Source organism: Gracilibacillus caseinilyticus, from assembly GCF_022919115.1.
In the GTDB taxonomy this organism is placed as follows: domain Bacteria; phylum Bacillota; class Bacilli; order Bacillales; family Amphibacillaceae; genus Gracilibacillus; species Gracilibacillus caseinilyticus.
In genome coordinates this window covers 3,603,660-3,616,576 of the sequence record NZ_CP095072.1, presented here as the reverse complement: position 1 = coordinate 3,616,576, position 12,917 = coordinate 3,603,660, and the positions used below count along the sequence as shown (strand labels likewise).

12 protein-coding genes are annotated in these 12,917 nt (G+C 37.9%); 9 read left to right on the top strand and 3 right to left on the bottom strand.

Annotated features, from left to right (window positions below):
- Positions 1-60: 60 nt before the first annotated feature.
- From miaA to glnA, 6 genes are all read left to right on the top strand, one after another.
- Positions 61-996, top strand: coding sequence for a tRNA (adenosine(37)-N6)-dimethylallyltransferase MiaA (miaA, locus tag MUN88_RS17350; RefSeq protein ID WP_244717314.1), 936 nt, complete (start codon positions 61-63; stop codon positions 994-996).
- A 37-nt stretch (positions 997-1,033) separates the two neighbouring features.
- A complete protein-coding gene (gene hfq, locus MUN88_RS17345) occupies positions 1,034-1,258 on the top strand; it encodes an RNA chaperone Hfq (protein ID WP_244717311.1) in 225 nt (74 codons plus the stop codon).
- A gap of 466 nt (positions 1,259-1,724) precedes the next feature.
- On the top strand, positions 1,725-2,978 hold the full coding sequence (hflX, locus tag MUN88_RS17340; protein WP_369809897.1) for a GTPase HflX: 1,254 nt from the start codon (positions 1,725-1,727) through the stop codon (positions 2,976-2,978).
- Positions 2,975-4,201: a methionine gamma-lyase family protein gene (locus MUN88_RS17335; protein ID WP_244717308.1), complete on the top strand. Its 1,227-nt coding sequence runs from the start codon at positions 2,975-2,977 to the stop codon at positions 4,199-4,201. The genes hflX and MUN88_RS17335 overlap by 4 nt, the downstream gene beginning before the upstream one ends.
- Before the next feature lie 99 nt (positions 4,202-4,300).
- Positions 4,301-4,696 (top strand): MerR family transcriptional regulator, encoded by a 396-nt coding sequence (locus MUN88_RS17330; protein WP_244717305.1) that lies wholly within the window; start codon positions 4,301-4,303, stop codon positions 4,694-4,696.
- 24 nt (positions 4,697-4,720) lie between these two features.
- Positions 4,721-6,052 carry a type I glutamate--ammonia ligase gene (gene glnA / locus MUN88_RS17325; RefSeq protein ID WP_244717302.1) on the top strand — a complete coding sequence of 444 codons (1,332 nt, stop codon included), beginning with the start codon at positions 4,721-4,723 and terminating at the stop codon, positions 6,050-6,052.
- 389 nt (positions 6,053-6,441) lie between these two features.
- Here glnA and MUN88_RS17320 read toward each other — a convergent pair whose 3' ends face one another.
- The 3 genes from MUN88_RS17320 to lexA all read right to left on the bottom strand — a co-directional run bounded on the left by MUN88_RS17320 (position 6,442) and on the right by lexA (position 9,398).
- On the bottom strand, positions 6,442-7,347 hold the full coding sequence (locus tag MUN88_RS17320; protein WP_244717298.1) for an endonuclease I family protein: 906 nt from the start codon (positions 7,345-7,347) through the stop codon (positions 6,442-6,444).
- Between the two features lie 101 nt (positions 7,348-7,448).
- On the bottom strand, positions 7,449-8,441 hold the full coding sequence (locus tag MUN88_RS17315; protein ID WP_244717296.1) for a S8 family peptidase: 993 nt from the start codon (positions 8,439-8,441) through the stop codon (positions 7,449-7,451).
- A 336-nt stretch (positions 8,442-8,777) separates the two neighbouring features.
- Entirely contained in the window at positions 8,778-9,398 is a 621-nt protein-coding gene (gene lexA / locus MUN88_RS17310) for a transcriptional repressor LexA (protein WP_244717294.1), read from the bottom strand.
- Positions 9,399-9,661: 263 nt separating this feature from the next.
- Between lexA and MUN88_RS17305 the strand changes: the two genes are divergently transcribed.
- The 3 genes from MUN88_RS17305 to tkt all read left to right on the top strand — a co-directional run bounded on the left by MUN88_RS17305 (position 9,662) and on the right by tkt (position 12,841).
- The gene (locus MUN88_RS17305) at positions 9,662-10,324 is read left to right on the top strand and encodes a YneB family resolvase-like protein (protein ID WP_244717291.1); all 663 of its coding nucleotides are present in this window, start codon (positions 9,662-9,664) and stop codon (positions 10,322-10,324) included.
- A 108-nt stretch (positions 10,325-10,432) separates the two neighbouring features.
- Entirely contained in the window at positions 10,433-10,657 is a 225-nt protein-coding gene (locus MUN88_RS17300) for a DUF896 domain-containing protein (protein WP_244717288.1), read from the top strand.
- 183 nt (positions 10,658-10,840) lie between these two features.
- Positions 10,841-12,841, top strand: a complete 2,001-nt coding sequence (gene tkt / locus MUN88_RS17295; RefSeq protein ID WP_244717285.1) for a transketolase — start codon at positions 10,841-10,843, stop codon at positions 12,839-12,841.
- Positions 12,842-12,917 lie beyond the last annotated feature (76 nt).

Sequence of the window (12,917 nt, the reverse complement as noted above, 5' to 3'; positions counted from 1 at the left end):
GTATCAAAAGAACTAATGTATACTGTAAGAAAGCATTGCTAGCATCAGGAAGTGATTTAGTTGAAACAGAAATTAATTGTTATAGTCGGACCTACAGCGGTAGGAAAAACAGCCCTCTCCATCCAAGTAGCTAAAAGATTTGGTGGTGAAGTCATCAGCGGTGACTCGATGCAGATCTATCGCGGACTCGACATTGGCACTGCCAAGGTTACGGAGACAGAAAAAGAAGGTGTTCCACATCACATGATCGATATTGTTGAACCCGATCAATCTTTTTCTGTCGCTGATTTCCAACAAGCTGTTGATCAATCCATTCAAACCCTCTCTAACCAGGCTAAGCTACCAATTATCGCTGGTGGGACGGGTCTTTATATTCAATCCGTCATATATGGTTATCTATTTTCGGATAACCGACGATCAGAGGATTTTCAGAAGCTTATTCAAGAAGAAATTGAACGTGACGGCATCGACAACGTGTATAAACGCTTAGAACGGGTAGATCCTGAACAAGCCCGAAAAATCCATCCTAATAATAAACGAAGATTAATCAGAGCACTGGAAGTGTATGATCGAACCGGACTGACAATGACAGCATATCAAAGCAGCCAGCAACAGGAGTCGGTGTATGATTTTCGCATTATTGGGTTAGAAATGGACCGGCAATTATTATACCAGCGCATTAATCAGCGTGTAGATATGATGATTGACCAAGGCTTGCTAGCAGAGGTTGAACGTTTGTATCAAGCTGGATTGGAAGACTGCCAATCCATGAGGGGAATAGGCTACAAAGAAATTATTCCTTACTTAAAAGGTGAACAGACGTTAGAGGAAGCAACAGAACTATTAAAGAGAAATTCGCGAAGGTTTGCAAAGAGACAGTTTACCTGGTTCAAAAATAAGATGCCAGTTGACTGGTATTCCATCACACCTGAAACCAAACATAAGGTTTTTCAAAATATTTTATCAGATTTAGAAGGATTCTTTGCAAAAAGATAGAATATTAAACTATAGAGAAATTAGAGGAGGTACGACCATGTCACAATCTGTCAATATCCAGGATCAGTATTTAAATCAATTAAGAAAAGAACGTTTGCCTGTTACCGTGTTTCTAACTAACGGATTCCAGTTACGCGGAGTAGTTAAGGCGTTTGATAATTTTACCGTACTGCTTGAAACAGAAGGTAAACAACAGCTTATCTTCAAGCATGCGATTTCTACTTTTGCACCATCCAAAAATGTGAATCTAGATAAGGAATAAAGAAAAAATGATGGCGCTATTTTGAAGGTAGCGCCTTTTTTATGAGTAAGTAAAGCATGCAATTACTATTATTAACATTAGTTGTACAAATGCATGTGGCAATAATTTAAAATAGTAAAGCTTCTTAATATTGATTATGTAAAGTAAAGCTATAATTCCATAATATTATTTTGTGAATTTTGTGCTTTGCATGATGATTGGTATGCAGTAAAGTAGTAACATGTCTGGGCACTTACAGATACCAACCTATATGCTATCTCTTATATCCGTTGGAGTGCCTATACATTAGCACAGGACGTGAAGTGGTTGGCAGGAGCGGTATCATACTACTAACAACATATTTCAGCATGATTCCAATGCTAGTTCACATAATCTGGTTTATCGAGGATAGAGGACAGAGGGATTATGTTCAGTTTTTAATGCATCAATCTGTCCATTGGAGAAATACTAAATAGAAAAACAGTAGGTGATCGACATCGAGAAAGTGTTATTGATGGCAATCATGCATCAACAAGATAGAGAAGAACAATTTTATGATTCTTTGCAAGAACTTGAAGCACTAGTGAAAACAGCTCAGGGAGTGGTAATTGATAAGATTGTTCAAAAACGTCCATCCCCTCATCGGAGATATTATGTTGGGGAAGGAAAATTAGAAGTGATGAAAGCAATTATTGTAGAAAAAGAAATAGAACTTGTGATTGCAAATGAAGAATTATCAGGTGGACAAGCAAGAAGTCTGCAAGAAGAGTTAGACATACGTGTCATCGACCGCAGTCAGCTAATTCTTGACATTTTTGCCGCGAGAGCTCGCACGAAAGAAGGGAAACTGCAAGTAGAACTTGCACAATATACATATGTGCTACCCAGGTTACATGGTCAAGGTGCGGCGTTATCTAGACTTGGTGGTGGTATTGGAACAAGAGGTCCAGGGGAAACGAAGTTAGAAACGGACCGTCGGCATATTAGAAACAGAATGGATGATATAAAACGCCGGTTAAAGCAAGTAGTTAATCAGCGGGAACAATACCGTGAAAACCGTCGAAGACAACAGTTGTTTCAAGTAGCTGTTGTTGGGTATACCAACGCGGGAAAATCAACATTATTTAATAATTTATCCAAAAGTGATTCATTTCAGGAAGACCAGTTATTTGCAACTTTAGATCCATTATCAAGGAAAATGAAGCTGCCATCCCACTTTGAGGTGCTGTTAACTGATACGGTGGGTTTTATTCAAGATTTACCAACAGCATTAATTGCTGCATTCCGGTCTACCTTGGAAGAAGTACGTGAAGCAGATCTCATTTTGCATGTAATTGATGCTGCAGCTTCTAATCGTGATAAACAAGAACGAACTGTATATCATTTACTTCAAGAACTCGAAGCAGATGATATACCAGTACTGACTATTTACAATAAAAAAGACTTAATAGATGAGGAACATTTTGTACCATCTTCTTATCCATACGTATTGATTAGTGCATTGGAAGATAACAGCATTCATACCGTGAAACAAGAAACAGAAAGATTAATGAAAGAACAATGGCAGCATTATCGAGGTTTTATTCCAGAAGAGAATGCAAGAAAATTAGCAAAAATTCGTCAACATACTATTTTGGACAAAGAAGAATACCACGAATCAAAAGAAGGATATTATGTGAATGGCTACGTTGATCCACAACATCCAATTATGAGAGAAATAAAGGAGTTTCAGCAAGAATGAACGATACATTAATCAGGGAAGTCGAGAATAAAATTAACCCCGTATTGGAAAAGATAGAAGAGCGGGAGAATTATAATCAAGCCAAAGTGTTAGCTGCTTTTCAAGCGCATCAGGTCAGTGATAGTGATTTTAACCCAACCACAGGATATGGCTATGATGATTTTGGAAGAGATAAATTGGAAGATGTATATGCTACTGTGTTTAAGGCTGAAGCGGGGCTGGTCAGACCGCAGATCACCTCAGGTACTCACGCGATCAGTACAGCGCTTTTTGGAGTATTGCGACCGGGAGATCAATTGCTTTATATCACAGGAAGACCTTATGATACATTACAAAAAGTAATAGGTCACAGCCAGTACGTACCGGGATCATTGACAGATTTCAACATCCATTATCAGTATGTGGACTTGAAAGATGGACGTGTCAATATGGAACTTGTTCGTGAAGAGATTTCAGATCGGACGAAGGTTGTCGCATTGCAACGTTCAAAGGGGTATGATGACAGACCATCGATGACGATGAATGAGATGGAGGAAGTCATTAAACAAGTAAGAGAAGTAAAAGAAGATATCATAATCTTCGTGGATAACTGTTATGGTGAGTTTGTAGAATCAAAAGAACCAACGGAAATTGGCGCAGACCTTATTGCGGGTTCTTTGATTAAAAATCCGGGTGGCGGAATTGCCAGAATGGGTGGATACATCGTTGGTAAAAACAAATACGTCGAAATGGCAGCACATCGGCTGACAGCACCAGGGATCGGAAAAGAAGTGGGAGCAAGCATTGGTATGTTACAGGAAATGTATCAAGGTTTATTCTTAGCACCACATACAGTTAGTGAAGCATTGCGAGGGGCTGTCTTTACTTCTTGTTATTTAAACGAATTAGGCTATATGACTACGCCTAGCTATGATGAGTTGCGTACAGATTTGATCCAATCCGTAACCTTTCATACTGCGGATCAAATGGTAGCATTTTGTCAGGAAATTCAGAGGCAATCACCTGTCAATTCTCATGTTGTACCATATCCAGCACCGATGCCGGGATACGATGATAAGGTTATAATGGCTGCGGGTACATTTATTCAGGGTGCTAGCCTGGAGTTGACAGCAGATGGTCCTATACGGGAACCATATACAGCATTTGTTCAGGGTGGGTTAACGTATAATCATGTAAAAATCGCGGTAAGCAAGGCAGTCAAAGCATTGGGAGTTGAAGATTAATATAAAAATTCTTTATGTCAACTTACTTAACATTGCTTGACACCAAATGTGCATGATGTATAATAGAATTATAGAAAACGCAAGAAAGGGGTGAAGATAATGAGCGAAATAGATAGACGTTCTATGCCCTTGTTTTCTATCGGCATTGTCAAATCTCTAACTGATTTATCCGCGAGACAAATTCGTTATTATGAACAGCATCAGTTAATACATCCGTCCAGAACAGAGGGGAATCAACGACTTTTTTCATTTAATGATGTTGATCGTTTGTTAGAAATTAAGGAATTGATCGAAAAGGGCCTGAATCTGGCGGGTATTAAGCAAGTGTTGGAAATGAAAAAGATGCCAATAACTGATGAAAGCATACCAGAGGAAAGGAACTCCGAAATATCTGAAAAAGAATTACGGAAACTCCTACATAAAGAGTTGATGGATGCTGGAAGACTTGGTAAAACCTCGTTAAGACAGGGAGAATTATCACGATTCTTCCATTAAAATAAAAAGGAGAGAGAAATAGCAATGGGATTAACTAAAGAAGAAGTAAAGCAAAGAATCAAAGAGGAAAATGTAAAATTTATCCGTCTACAATTCACAGATTTACTAGGGACAATCAAAAACGTTGAGATTCCATTAAGCCAATTGGATAAAGCGTTAGATAACCAAATGGTATTTGATGGTTCATCCATCGAAGGTTTCGTACGTATCGAAGAATCTGATATGAAACTTCATCCAGATATTGATACATTCGTTGTGTTCCCATGGACTTCTGAAAAAGGAAAAGTAGCACGTTTTATCTGTGATATTTATAATACAGATGGTACACCTTTTGAAGGATGCCCACGCTATAACTTGAAAAGAAACCTAAAAAGAGCAGAAGATTTAGGTTTTACTGCGTTTAATATTGGTACAGAACCAGAATTCTTCTTATTTAAACTAGATGAACAAGGAGAGCCAACATTAGAATTAAACGATAAAGGTGGATACTTTGACCTTGCGCCAACTGACCTTGGCGAAAACTGCCGTCGTGATATCGTATTAGAGCTAGAAGAGATGGGCTTTGAAATTGAAGCATCTCACCACGAAGTGGCACCTGGTCAGCATGAAATTGACTTTAAATATTCTGGTGCAGTAAAGCATGCAGATGATATTCAAACATTTAAACTTGTAGTAAAAACTATTGCACGTAAACACGGTTTACATGCTACCTTCATGCCTAAACCATTATTTGGTGTGAACGGTTCTGGTATGCACTGTAATATGTCATTATTTAAAGGGAAAACAAATACTTTCTTAGATGAAAATGGCCCATTACAACTAAGTGAAACGGCGTATCAGTTCATCGCTGGTATCATTAAACACGCGCTTTCTTTCACTGCTGTAACAAACCCTACAGTAAACTCTTACAAACGTTTAGTGCCAGGATATGAAGCACCTTGTTATGTGGCATGGTCTGGTTCTAACCGTAGTCCATTAATTCGTGTGCCAGCTTCTCGTGGCTTGAGTACTCGTGTTGAGGTACGTAGTGTAGACCCATCTGCGAATCCATACTTAGCACTTTCTGTTTTATTAGCTTCTGGTTTAGATGGTATCGAAAATCAATTAGAAGCACCTAAAGCAGTGGACCGCAATATCTATGTAATGGATAAAGAAGAGCGTGAAGCTAATGGCGTTCAGGATTTACCAGCAACTCTTGCTGATGCTTTAGATCAATTAAAAACAGATGAAACAATCATCGAAGCGCTTGGAGAGCACTTATTCGAGCACTTTATTGAATCTAAAGAAATCGAATGGGATATGTTCCGTACGCAAGTACACCCTTGGGAAAGAGAACAATACATCCAATCATATTAATAAGCAGAAACCCTTGGCACTGTTGGTGTTGGGGGTTTTTCTTTTTCGTAGTTATATTTATCCACCTCGAGACCGTCCCCCGTAAATGATCATCTGATCAACGTAAGTCAACCACGTAGACTCCCGTAGCCCGCAGGACGCGAGGAGCGATGTCCCAGTACTTTAAAAATTTAAAAATAAGAACAATGCTACTATTGAGCACGATTTGCTTCTGTCCCTATTCTTCATGATAGTTTTTATTGGACTCTCTTTTCATATAAAAAAAGAGCATTCTTAGCGAGAATGCTCTCCAACAGACTGTTAAAAATCTTGAGAAGTTCGCCTACTCATCCATGAAAATTTATGGAGTAGGGTAGTAGGGTGTTAAAATATGTTTATAATGACAACCATTAATTGCTATCTTTGCTTAGCTTGAAATTAATTCTATCTGCGTATTCAGGAAAATCAATGAGGGGATTTCTATTCTTTTGAATATGGAATATTTCTTTATTACGGTGTTTTTCGTGTTTGGACACTTCAAATTTTTGATGCCAATTTAGAAGGGTTTCAATATCTAGATCGTTGTATTGATTAATTATCCCAGGATATCTTATCAAAAAGTATAATGTTGCTCTGGCAACCTCACCTTTGCCGCTTTCGGGTTCAAATTTTTCTTTTTCGTATTTTCCGCATTGTGTTTTTATTGTCTCAATGTCCATATCTGGTGTGTAGTCTTTGAAATCAACGTAAGGATAATTGGATCTGGTCGAATTACATTTTTTGTCGCATGTGAAAAGATGGTGTAGATCGCCTCTCATTGGATTATCTTCATCAAACCATGACTGAGGAACGACATGTTCACAATTAAACATGTTGTCACGTTCAATTTTTGCTAATGATTTGATCCACAAATCATCCTCTTCTGATTTATAACTTGACAATTTTTCATACTCTTGTTGCCTTAGTTGTACTGTTTCATGATCTTCTTTGATGGTTTGTTCAGGATCTTTGTGGCTTCCTGAATAGATACTTTTTAAGTTCCCGTCCATATGGAGATCAATTGTAGAATAAAGATAATCACGCGTTTCAGAATTATAAGGAAGTTGATTTTCATGTGTACTTGTCGTTAATCTATTTAGTTGCTCATATAAGTTAGTTGGGTCTGCATCGTCAAAGTTAATGTATCGATAATATTCTTTGATAATGCGTAAATCTTCCTCTTCATCATAGTATTCTTTCGTATTTTTAATTTTCTTTTGATTAATTCTTAATTTCAGCAATGTGTTTTTTAATTTTTCACCTTCCAATTTGTTCATGATTTTCCCCTTTCTTTATGACATAAGAAATGGATAGAAAGATAGGTGCTTAATAGCAACCTACAAAAATGATGTTACAACGATGGGTGGAGAATGATTCTTTATTTCTTTGAAGTTTTATTCGTTTCGTTTACATTTGGAGCAATAATTCTATCTAGTTGGTCAACCAGATTAAGCAAAAGAAAGCCATTACCTTCAGCGCTATTTTGAAATTCAAGTGGTAGGGTACGTCTAACAAGTTGAGCATAAACTTCTGACTCAATAACAGATCTTTCAAACTCTTTTTCACTTAAATTAATGATTAAAGCTAAAGCACCTGCTACATGGGGAGCAGCCATAGATGTTCCTGATAGTTTAGCAAACTTACTATCTAAATAAGTTGATAAAATATCTACTCCTGGAGCTACAAGATCTACCTCATTATTAGTATTCGAAAATGGAGCAATCTGTAAGTTTAAGTCAACAGCACCTACACTAATGACCTCGTTATACGCTCCAGGATAAGCATATTCAGGAGTTTCCTCATTTCCATCTCCTTCATTTCCCGTAGCGACAACGACAGATATATCCTTACTGACTGCATTTTGAATGGCTTCATGCATTTCAGTGATATCATTAGGCCCACCCAAGGACATGGAAATAACTCGTGCCCGTACGTTGTTCGGACCGCGCCATTCAACTGCATAGTTTATCGCATTAATGATCCAGTCATACTCACCTGAACCTTCTCCAGTCAAAGCTTTTAGACTTAATATTTTAGCCTTTGGAGCAACACCCACAACCCCATCGCCATTAAGACTTGCTGCAATAGTTCCTGATACATGTGTTCCGTGACCGTTATTGTCTTCAAAGTTGTTTTGGTCTCCATTATAATCGCTTGTAAAATTTCGTCCGCCAATAATTTGATCTTTAAAGTCTGGATGATCTGACTCAATTCCAGTGTCTATCACTGCAACTACTATATCTTCTCCTTCAAAACCTTTTTCCCACAAGGCAGGGGCCTGTACTAGTTGAACGCCTTCTGGGGTCTCATTTTTGGAATCCTCAATCGATTGAATCGTATAAGGAATTAAGTGAACCTTATTTTGTACCATTTTATAATTCACTCCTTTAAAATTTACCCTCTCTATATAAGGTATGTAATTAGGTTGGAAAAGTTTACTAGATTTACTGATTTTAATATTGTTGTAATAATTTGGAGATAATAGGCTGTGATTGCTAGTTTAATTGTCCTGTGGGTGATAGTTGATGTGTCGGTATCCAATGTCTGCAATCGAAAGAAGGTTTTGTTATATATATTACCTATTTTGATAGACTTCAAACCAATCAAAGAAAAAATATAGGAATTTTTAACAAGTGAAAAGAAGGGGGGTGTATATCTTGGTGTAAAAAGCCTTTGGTAGTATCGCCAAAGGCTTTTTTTGAATCTATTATAAGCTGCGGTATAAGCCGACAACTCTACCAAGAATGCTAACATTATCGTAGATTAACGCATCCATTGTCGCGTTTTCAGGCTGCAGTCGAATATGATCCTTTTCCTTGAAGAAACGTTTTACCGTTGCTTCGCTTTCTTCTGTCATGGCAACTACGATATCCCCGTTTTCAGCTGTGTTTTGCTGTTTGACAATCACTTTGTCTCCATTGAGAATACCGGCTTCAATCATACTGTCCCCTTCAATAATCAATACGAACAACTGTTCACTTGCATGCATTTCATTATGTGGGATTGGGATGTATTCTTCAATATTTTCTACTGCTGTAATTGGAAGCCCTGCTGTTACTTTACCAATTACGGGAGCAAAGGTTGCTTCTGTCTTAGGGATTTCTAAATCGCCATCTTGTGGCAATACTTCAATTGCTCTTGGTTTCGTAGGATCTCTGCGAATATATCCTTTCTTCTCTAATCGCGCGAGATGTCCGTGTACCGTTGAGCTAGATGCTAGACCGACTGCCTCTCCAATCTCGCGAACAGAGGGTGGATATCCTTTTAACTCTACTTGTTCTTTAATATAAGCTAAAATCTCCTCTTGTCGCTTTGATAGATTTGTCATATTTCAATCTCCTAACACGTATTATTTATTAATCAAAGTATAGCATATATAGAATAGCATTACAAACATTCGTTCGAAAAAAGAGTTGACATGAACACTTGTTCGTGTATAATGAAATTACGAACAAAAGTTCTGGGAGGGATGCAAGTTGTTAAAAAATTTATCGAAAGTTGACATTTTTTATTTGATAGCATTTATACTAGGTATTGCATTTTTTTATTTTTCAGCAGTATCAAACTTGTAGAATTGTAGGTGTACGTTTTATGTCTAGAGCCATTATTTATTGTCGGGTAAGTACAAGTAAAGACACACAAGAGACTTCAATCAAACGGCAAAAGGAAGAATTGCGTTATTTTGCATCCCGATATGAGATGGAGGTTGTGCAAGTAATAGAAGAGAAACAGAGCGGTTATGAAATCGAAAGGGAAGGTGTCTTTACTCTCCTCGAAGCATTTCAAAACAACACAGCAGATACATTACTTATCCAAGATGAAACGAGATTAGGGCGAGGAAATACGAAGATCGCTTTACTGCATCAGCTACAACGGTTAGATGTATCCATCTTTTGCTTAGCACAGAATGGCGAATTGCAATTGTCAGAAGGAGATTCGATGGTATTACAAATCGTCTCGATTGTGGAAGAATATCAACTTAAATTACATAACGCTAAAATCAAACGAGGCATGAGAAAAGCTGTTGATAACGGATTTAATCCAGCGGAGAATCTGTCCAATCAACACCTTGCGAAAGGAAGAGAACGCAAACATTTTCCGATCGAAGAAGTGAAACGGCTGAGAAAAAATAATCTGACCTTTCATGAAATTGCATCTGTCTTACGAGGGATGGGATATAATGTTTCGAAAGCCACGGTCCATCGGCGTTATCAGGAATACCAATCACTTGAAAAGTCTATGAAGGAAGATTAAAATAGAAGGACAGGGTATACAAGTTATGTATACTCTTTTTTTCATGGTAAAATACATGCATTCATGTCTGAATAAAAATGATGGAAAAGAAATCGAGGTGTATATATTATGCTTTCCCAAGATAAAATTGCTCGTATTAATGAGTTATCGAAAAAATCTAAATCAGAAGGTTTAACAGAAGAAGAAAAAAAAGAACAAAAAGAATTACGAGAAGCTTATTTGAAAAATGTTAGGAAATCTTTTAAAAATCAATTAAAAGGAATGACGGTCGTTGATCCGAATGGCGATGACGTTACTCCAGAAAAATTAAAACAGTTAAAGAAGAAGAAGTAGTTACTTCTTCTTCTTTAACTACTTGTTCTGGAGCGACCATACAAGTTGAATTTCGGTGAAAAAACTGATAATTCTAACGAAAATTATCGTGTTTTAACTTTAATATACTTGTCATATAGCGGATTTCGTTATAGGATTATAGATGTGCGTACATATTTTTTTGATATTGAAAGGGGAAAAATCATGTCAAACCAAACTGAACAATTGTCTATTAATTCAATCAGAACATTGTCGATAGACGCAATTGAACAAGCAAATTCCGGACACCCGGGCTTACCAATGGGTGCTGCTCCAATGGCATATACGCTTTGGACTGAGCATATGAACCATAACCCAAAAAGTTCTAAATGGTTTAATAGAGACCGTTTCGTACTTTCTGCAGGTCACGGTTCTATGTTACTTTATAGCTTACTTCATTTATCTGGTTATGATGTAACGATTGAAGACCTTAAAGGATTCCGTCAATGGGATTCCAGAACTCCAGGTCACCCGGAAGTTCACCATACTGATGGTGTAGAAGCAACTACCGGACCATTAGGACAAGGTATTGCTATGAGTGTTGGTATGGCAATGGCTGAGAAACATCTTTCAGCTAAATACAACGAAGATGACTATAACATGGTAGATCATCACACTTATGCTATTGTCAGTGACGGTGACTTAATGGAAGGTGTTTCTCATGAGACTGCTTCATTAGCAGGTCACCTGAAACTTGGCAAACTTATTGCTTTATACGATTCCAACGATATTTCATTAGACGGGGAATTGAATAAATCATTTTCTGAAAATGTAGAAGGTCGTTTCAAAGCATATGGCTGGCAAGTAATTCGTGTGGAAGATGGTAATGATACGAAAGCAATCTCTAATGCGATTGCAGAAGCGAAACAAAATACAGAGCAGCCTACTTTAATCGAAGTGAAAACTGTAATTGGCTATGGTTCCCCAAATAAATCAGGATCTGCAGCTTCTCACGGTGCAGCACTTGGTGCGGAAGAAGTTGCCTTAACAAAAGAATTCTATAGTTGGGAACATGAAGCATTCCATGTACCTGAAGAAGTTTACCAAGATTTCAAAACAAAAATCGTTGACAATGGTAAAGAGAAAGAGCAGAAATGGAACGAACTATTCGACGCTTATAAAAATGCTCATCCAGAATTAGCAAAAGAATTAGATGACGCGATCAATGAGAGATTACCTGAAGGCTGGGAAAAAGAATTACCAGTATATGAAACTGGAAAAGATGAAGCAGCAACACGTGCTACATCAGGTGAAGTGTTAAATGCTATTGCCAAAACAGTCCCAACTTTATTCGGTGGTAGTGCCGATTTAGCAGGTTCTAACAAAACTAATTTGAAAGATGCTGGAGATTTCTCTGCGGCAACACCAGAAAACCGCAATATTTGGTTCGGTGTACGCGAATTCGCGATGGCAGCAGCTTTAAATGGTATGGCATTACATGGCGGATTAAAAGTGTTCGGTGGTACATTCTTCGTATTTAGTGACTATTTACGTCCAGCTGTTCGTTTATCAGCGATCCAAAACCTACCTGTAACTTATGTATTAACACATGATTCCATTGCTGTAGGGGAAGATGGACCAACTCACGAACCGGTTGAACAATTAGCTGCTTTCCGAGCAATGCCGAACCTTTCTGTTATTCGTCCAGCAGACGGTAACGAAGTGCAGGCTGCATGGAGATTAGCTGTAGAATCAACATCTCAGCCGACTGCATTAGTCTTAACTCGTCAAAACCTGCCAACACTAGATGGTACTGCAGAAAAAGCATACGAAGGTGTGAAAAAAGGTGGATATGTTGTAAGTCCAGCTTCTAAAGAAACACCGGATGCAATTCTTGTAGCGACAGGTTCTGAAGTCCAGCTAGCGGTAAAAGCACAAAAACAATTGAAAGAAGAAGGAAAAGACGTAAGTGTTGTAAGTATTCCTTCATGGGATCGCTTTGATAAGCAGGATGCTGCTTACAAAGAATCTGTATTACCTAGTGCAGTAACTAAACGTGTTGCAGTTGAAATGGCTTCTTCATTAGGTTGGGAGCGTTACGTAGGTATCGAAGGTAAGATTATTTCAATCGATCGCTTTGGTGCATCTGCAAATGGAAACAAAATTATTGAAGAATATGGCTTCACTGTGGAGAATGTTGTTAATCACGTGAACGAATTATTCTAATTAATGAAGCGAAATGGGACGACGGAGCTGATCCTCGTCTCATTTTTAATCAGGTAGTTTTTTGGCGGTAGTGATG

What these genes read in the sequence shown, in the direction of transcription:
- hfq (WP_244717311.1), top strand. Translation starts at nt 1,034, where the DNA reads ATGTCACAATCTGTCAATATCCAGGATCAGTATTTAAATCAATTAAGA.
- MUN88_RS17335 (WP_244717308.1), top strand. Translation starts at nt 2,975, where the DNA reads ATGAACGATACATTAATCAGGGAAGTCGAGAATAAAATTAACCCCGTA.
- MUN88_RS17330 (WP_244717305.1), top strand. Translation starts at nt 4,301, where the DNA reads ATGAGCGAAATAGATAGACGTTCTATGCCCTTGTTTTCTATCGGCATT.
- glnA (WP_244717302.1), top strand. Translation starts at nt 4,721, where the DNA reads ATGGGATTAACTAAAGAAGAAGTAAAGCAAAGAATCAAAGAGGAAAAT.
- MUN88_RS17320 (WP_244717298.1), bottom strand. Translation starts at nt 7,347, where the DNA reads ATGAACAAATTGGAAGGTGAAAAATTAAAAAACACATTGCTGAAATTA.
- MUN88_RS17315 (WP_244717296.1), bottom strand. Translation starts at nt 8,441, where the DNA reads ATGGTACAAAATAAGGTTCACTTAATTCCTTATACGATTCAATCGATT.
- lexA (WP_244717294.1), bottom strand. Translation starts at nt 9,398, where the DNA reads ATGACAAATCTATCAAAGCGACAAGAGGAGATTTTAGCTTATATTAAA.
- MUN88_RS17305 (WP_244717291.1), top strand. Translation starts at nt 9,662, where the DNA reads ATGTCTAGAGCCATTATTTATTGTCGGGTAAGTACAAGTAAAGACACA.
- MUN88_RS17300 (WP_244717288.1), top strand. Translation starts at nt 10,433, where the DNA reads ATGCTTTCCCAAGATAAAATTGCTCGTATTAATGAGTTATCGAAAAAA.
- tkt (WP_244717285.1), top strand. Translation starts at nt 10,841, where the DNA reads ATGTCAAACCAAACTGAACAATTGTCTATTAATTCAATCAGAACATTG.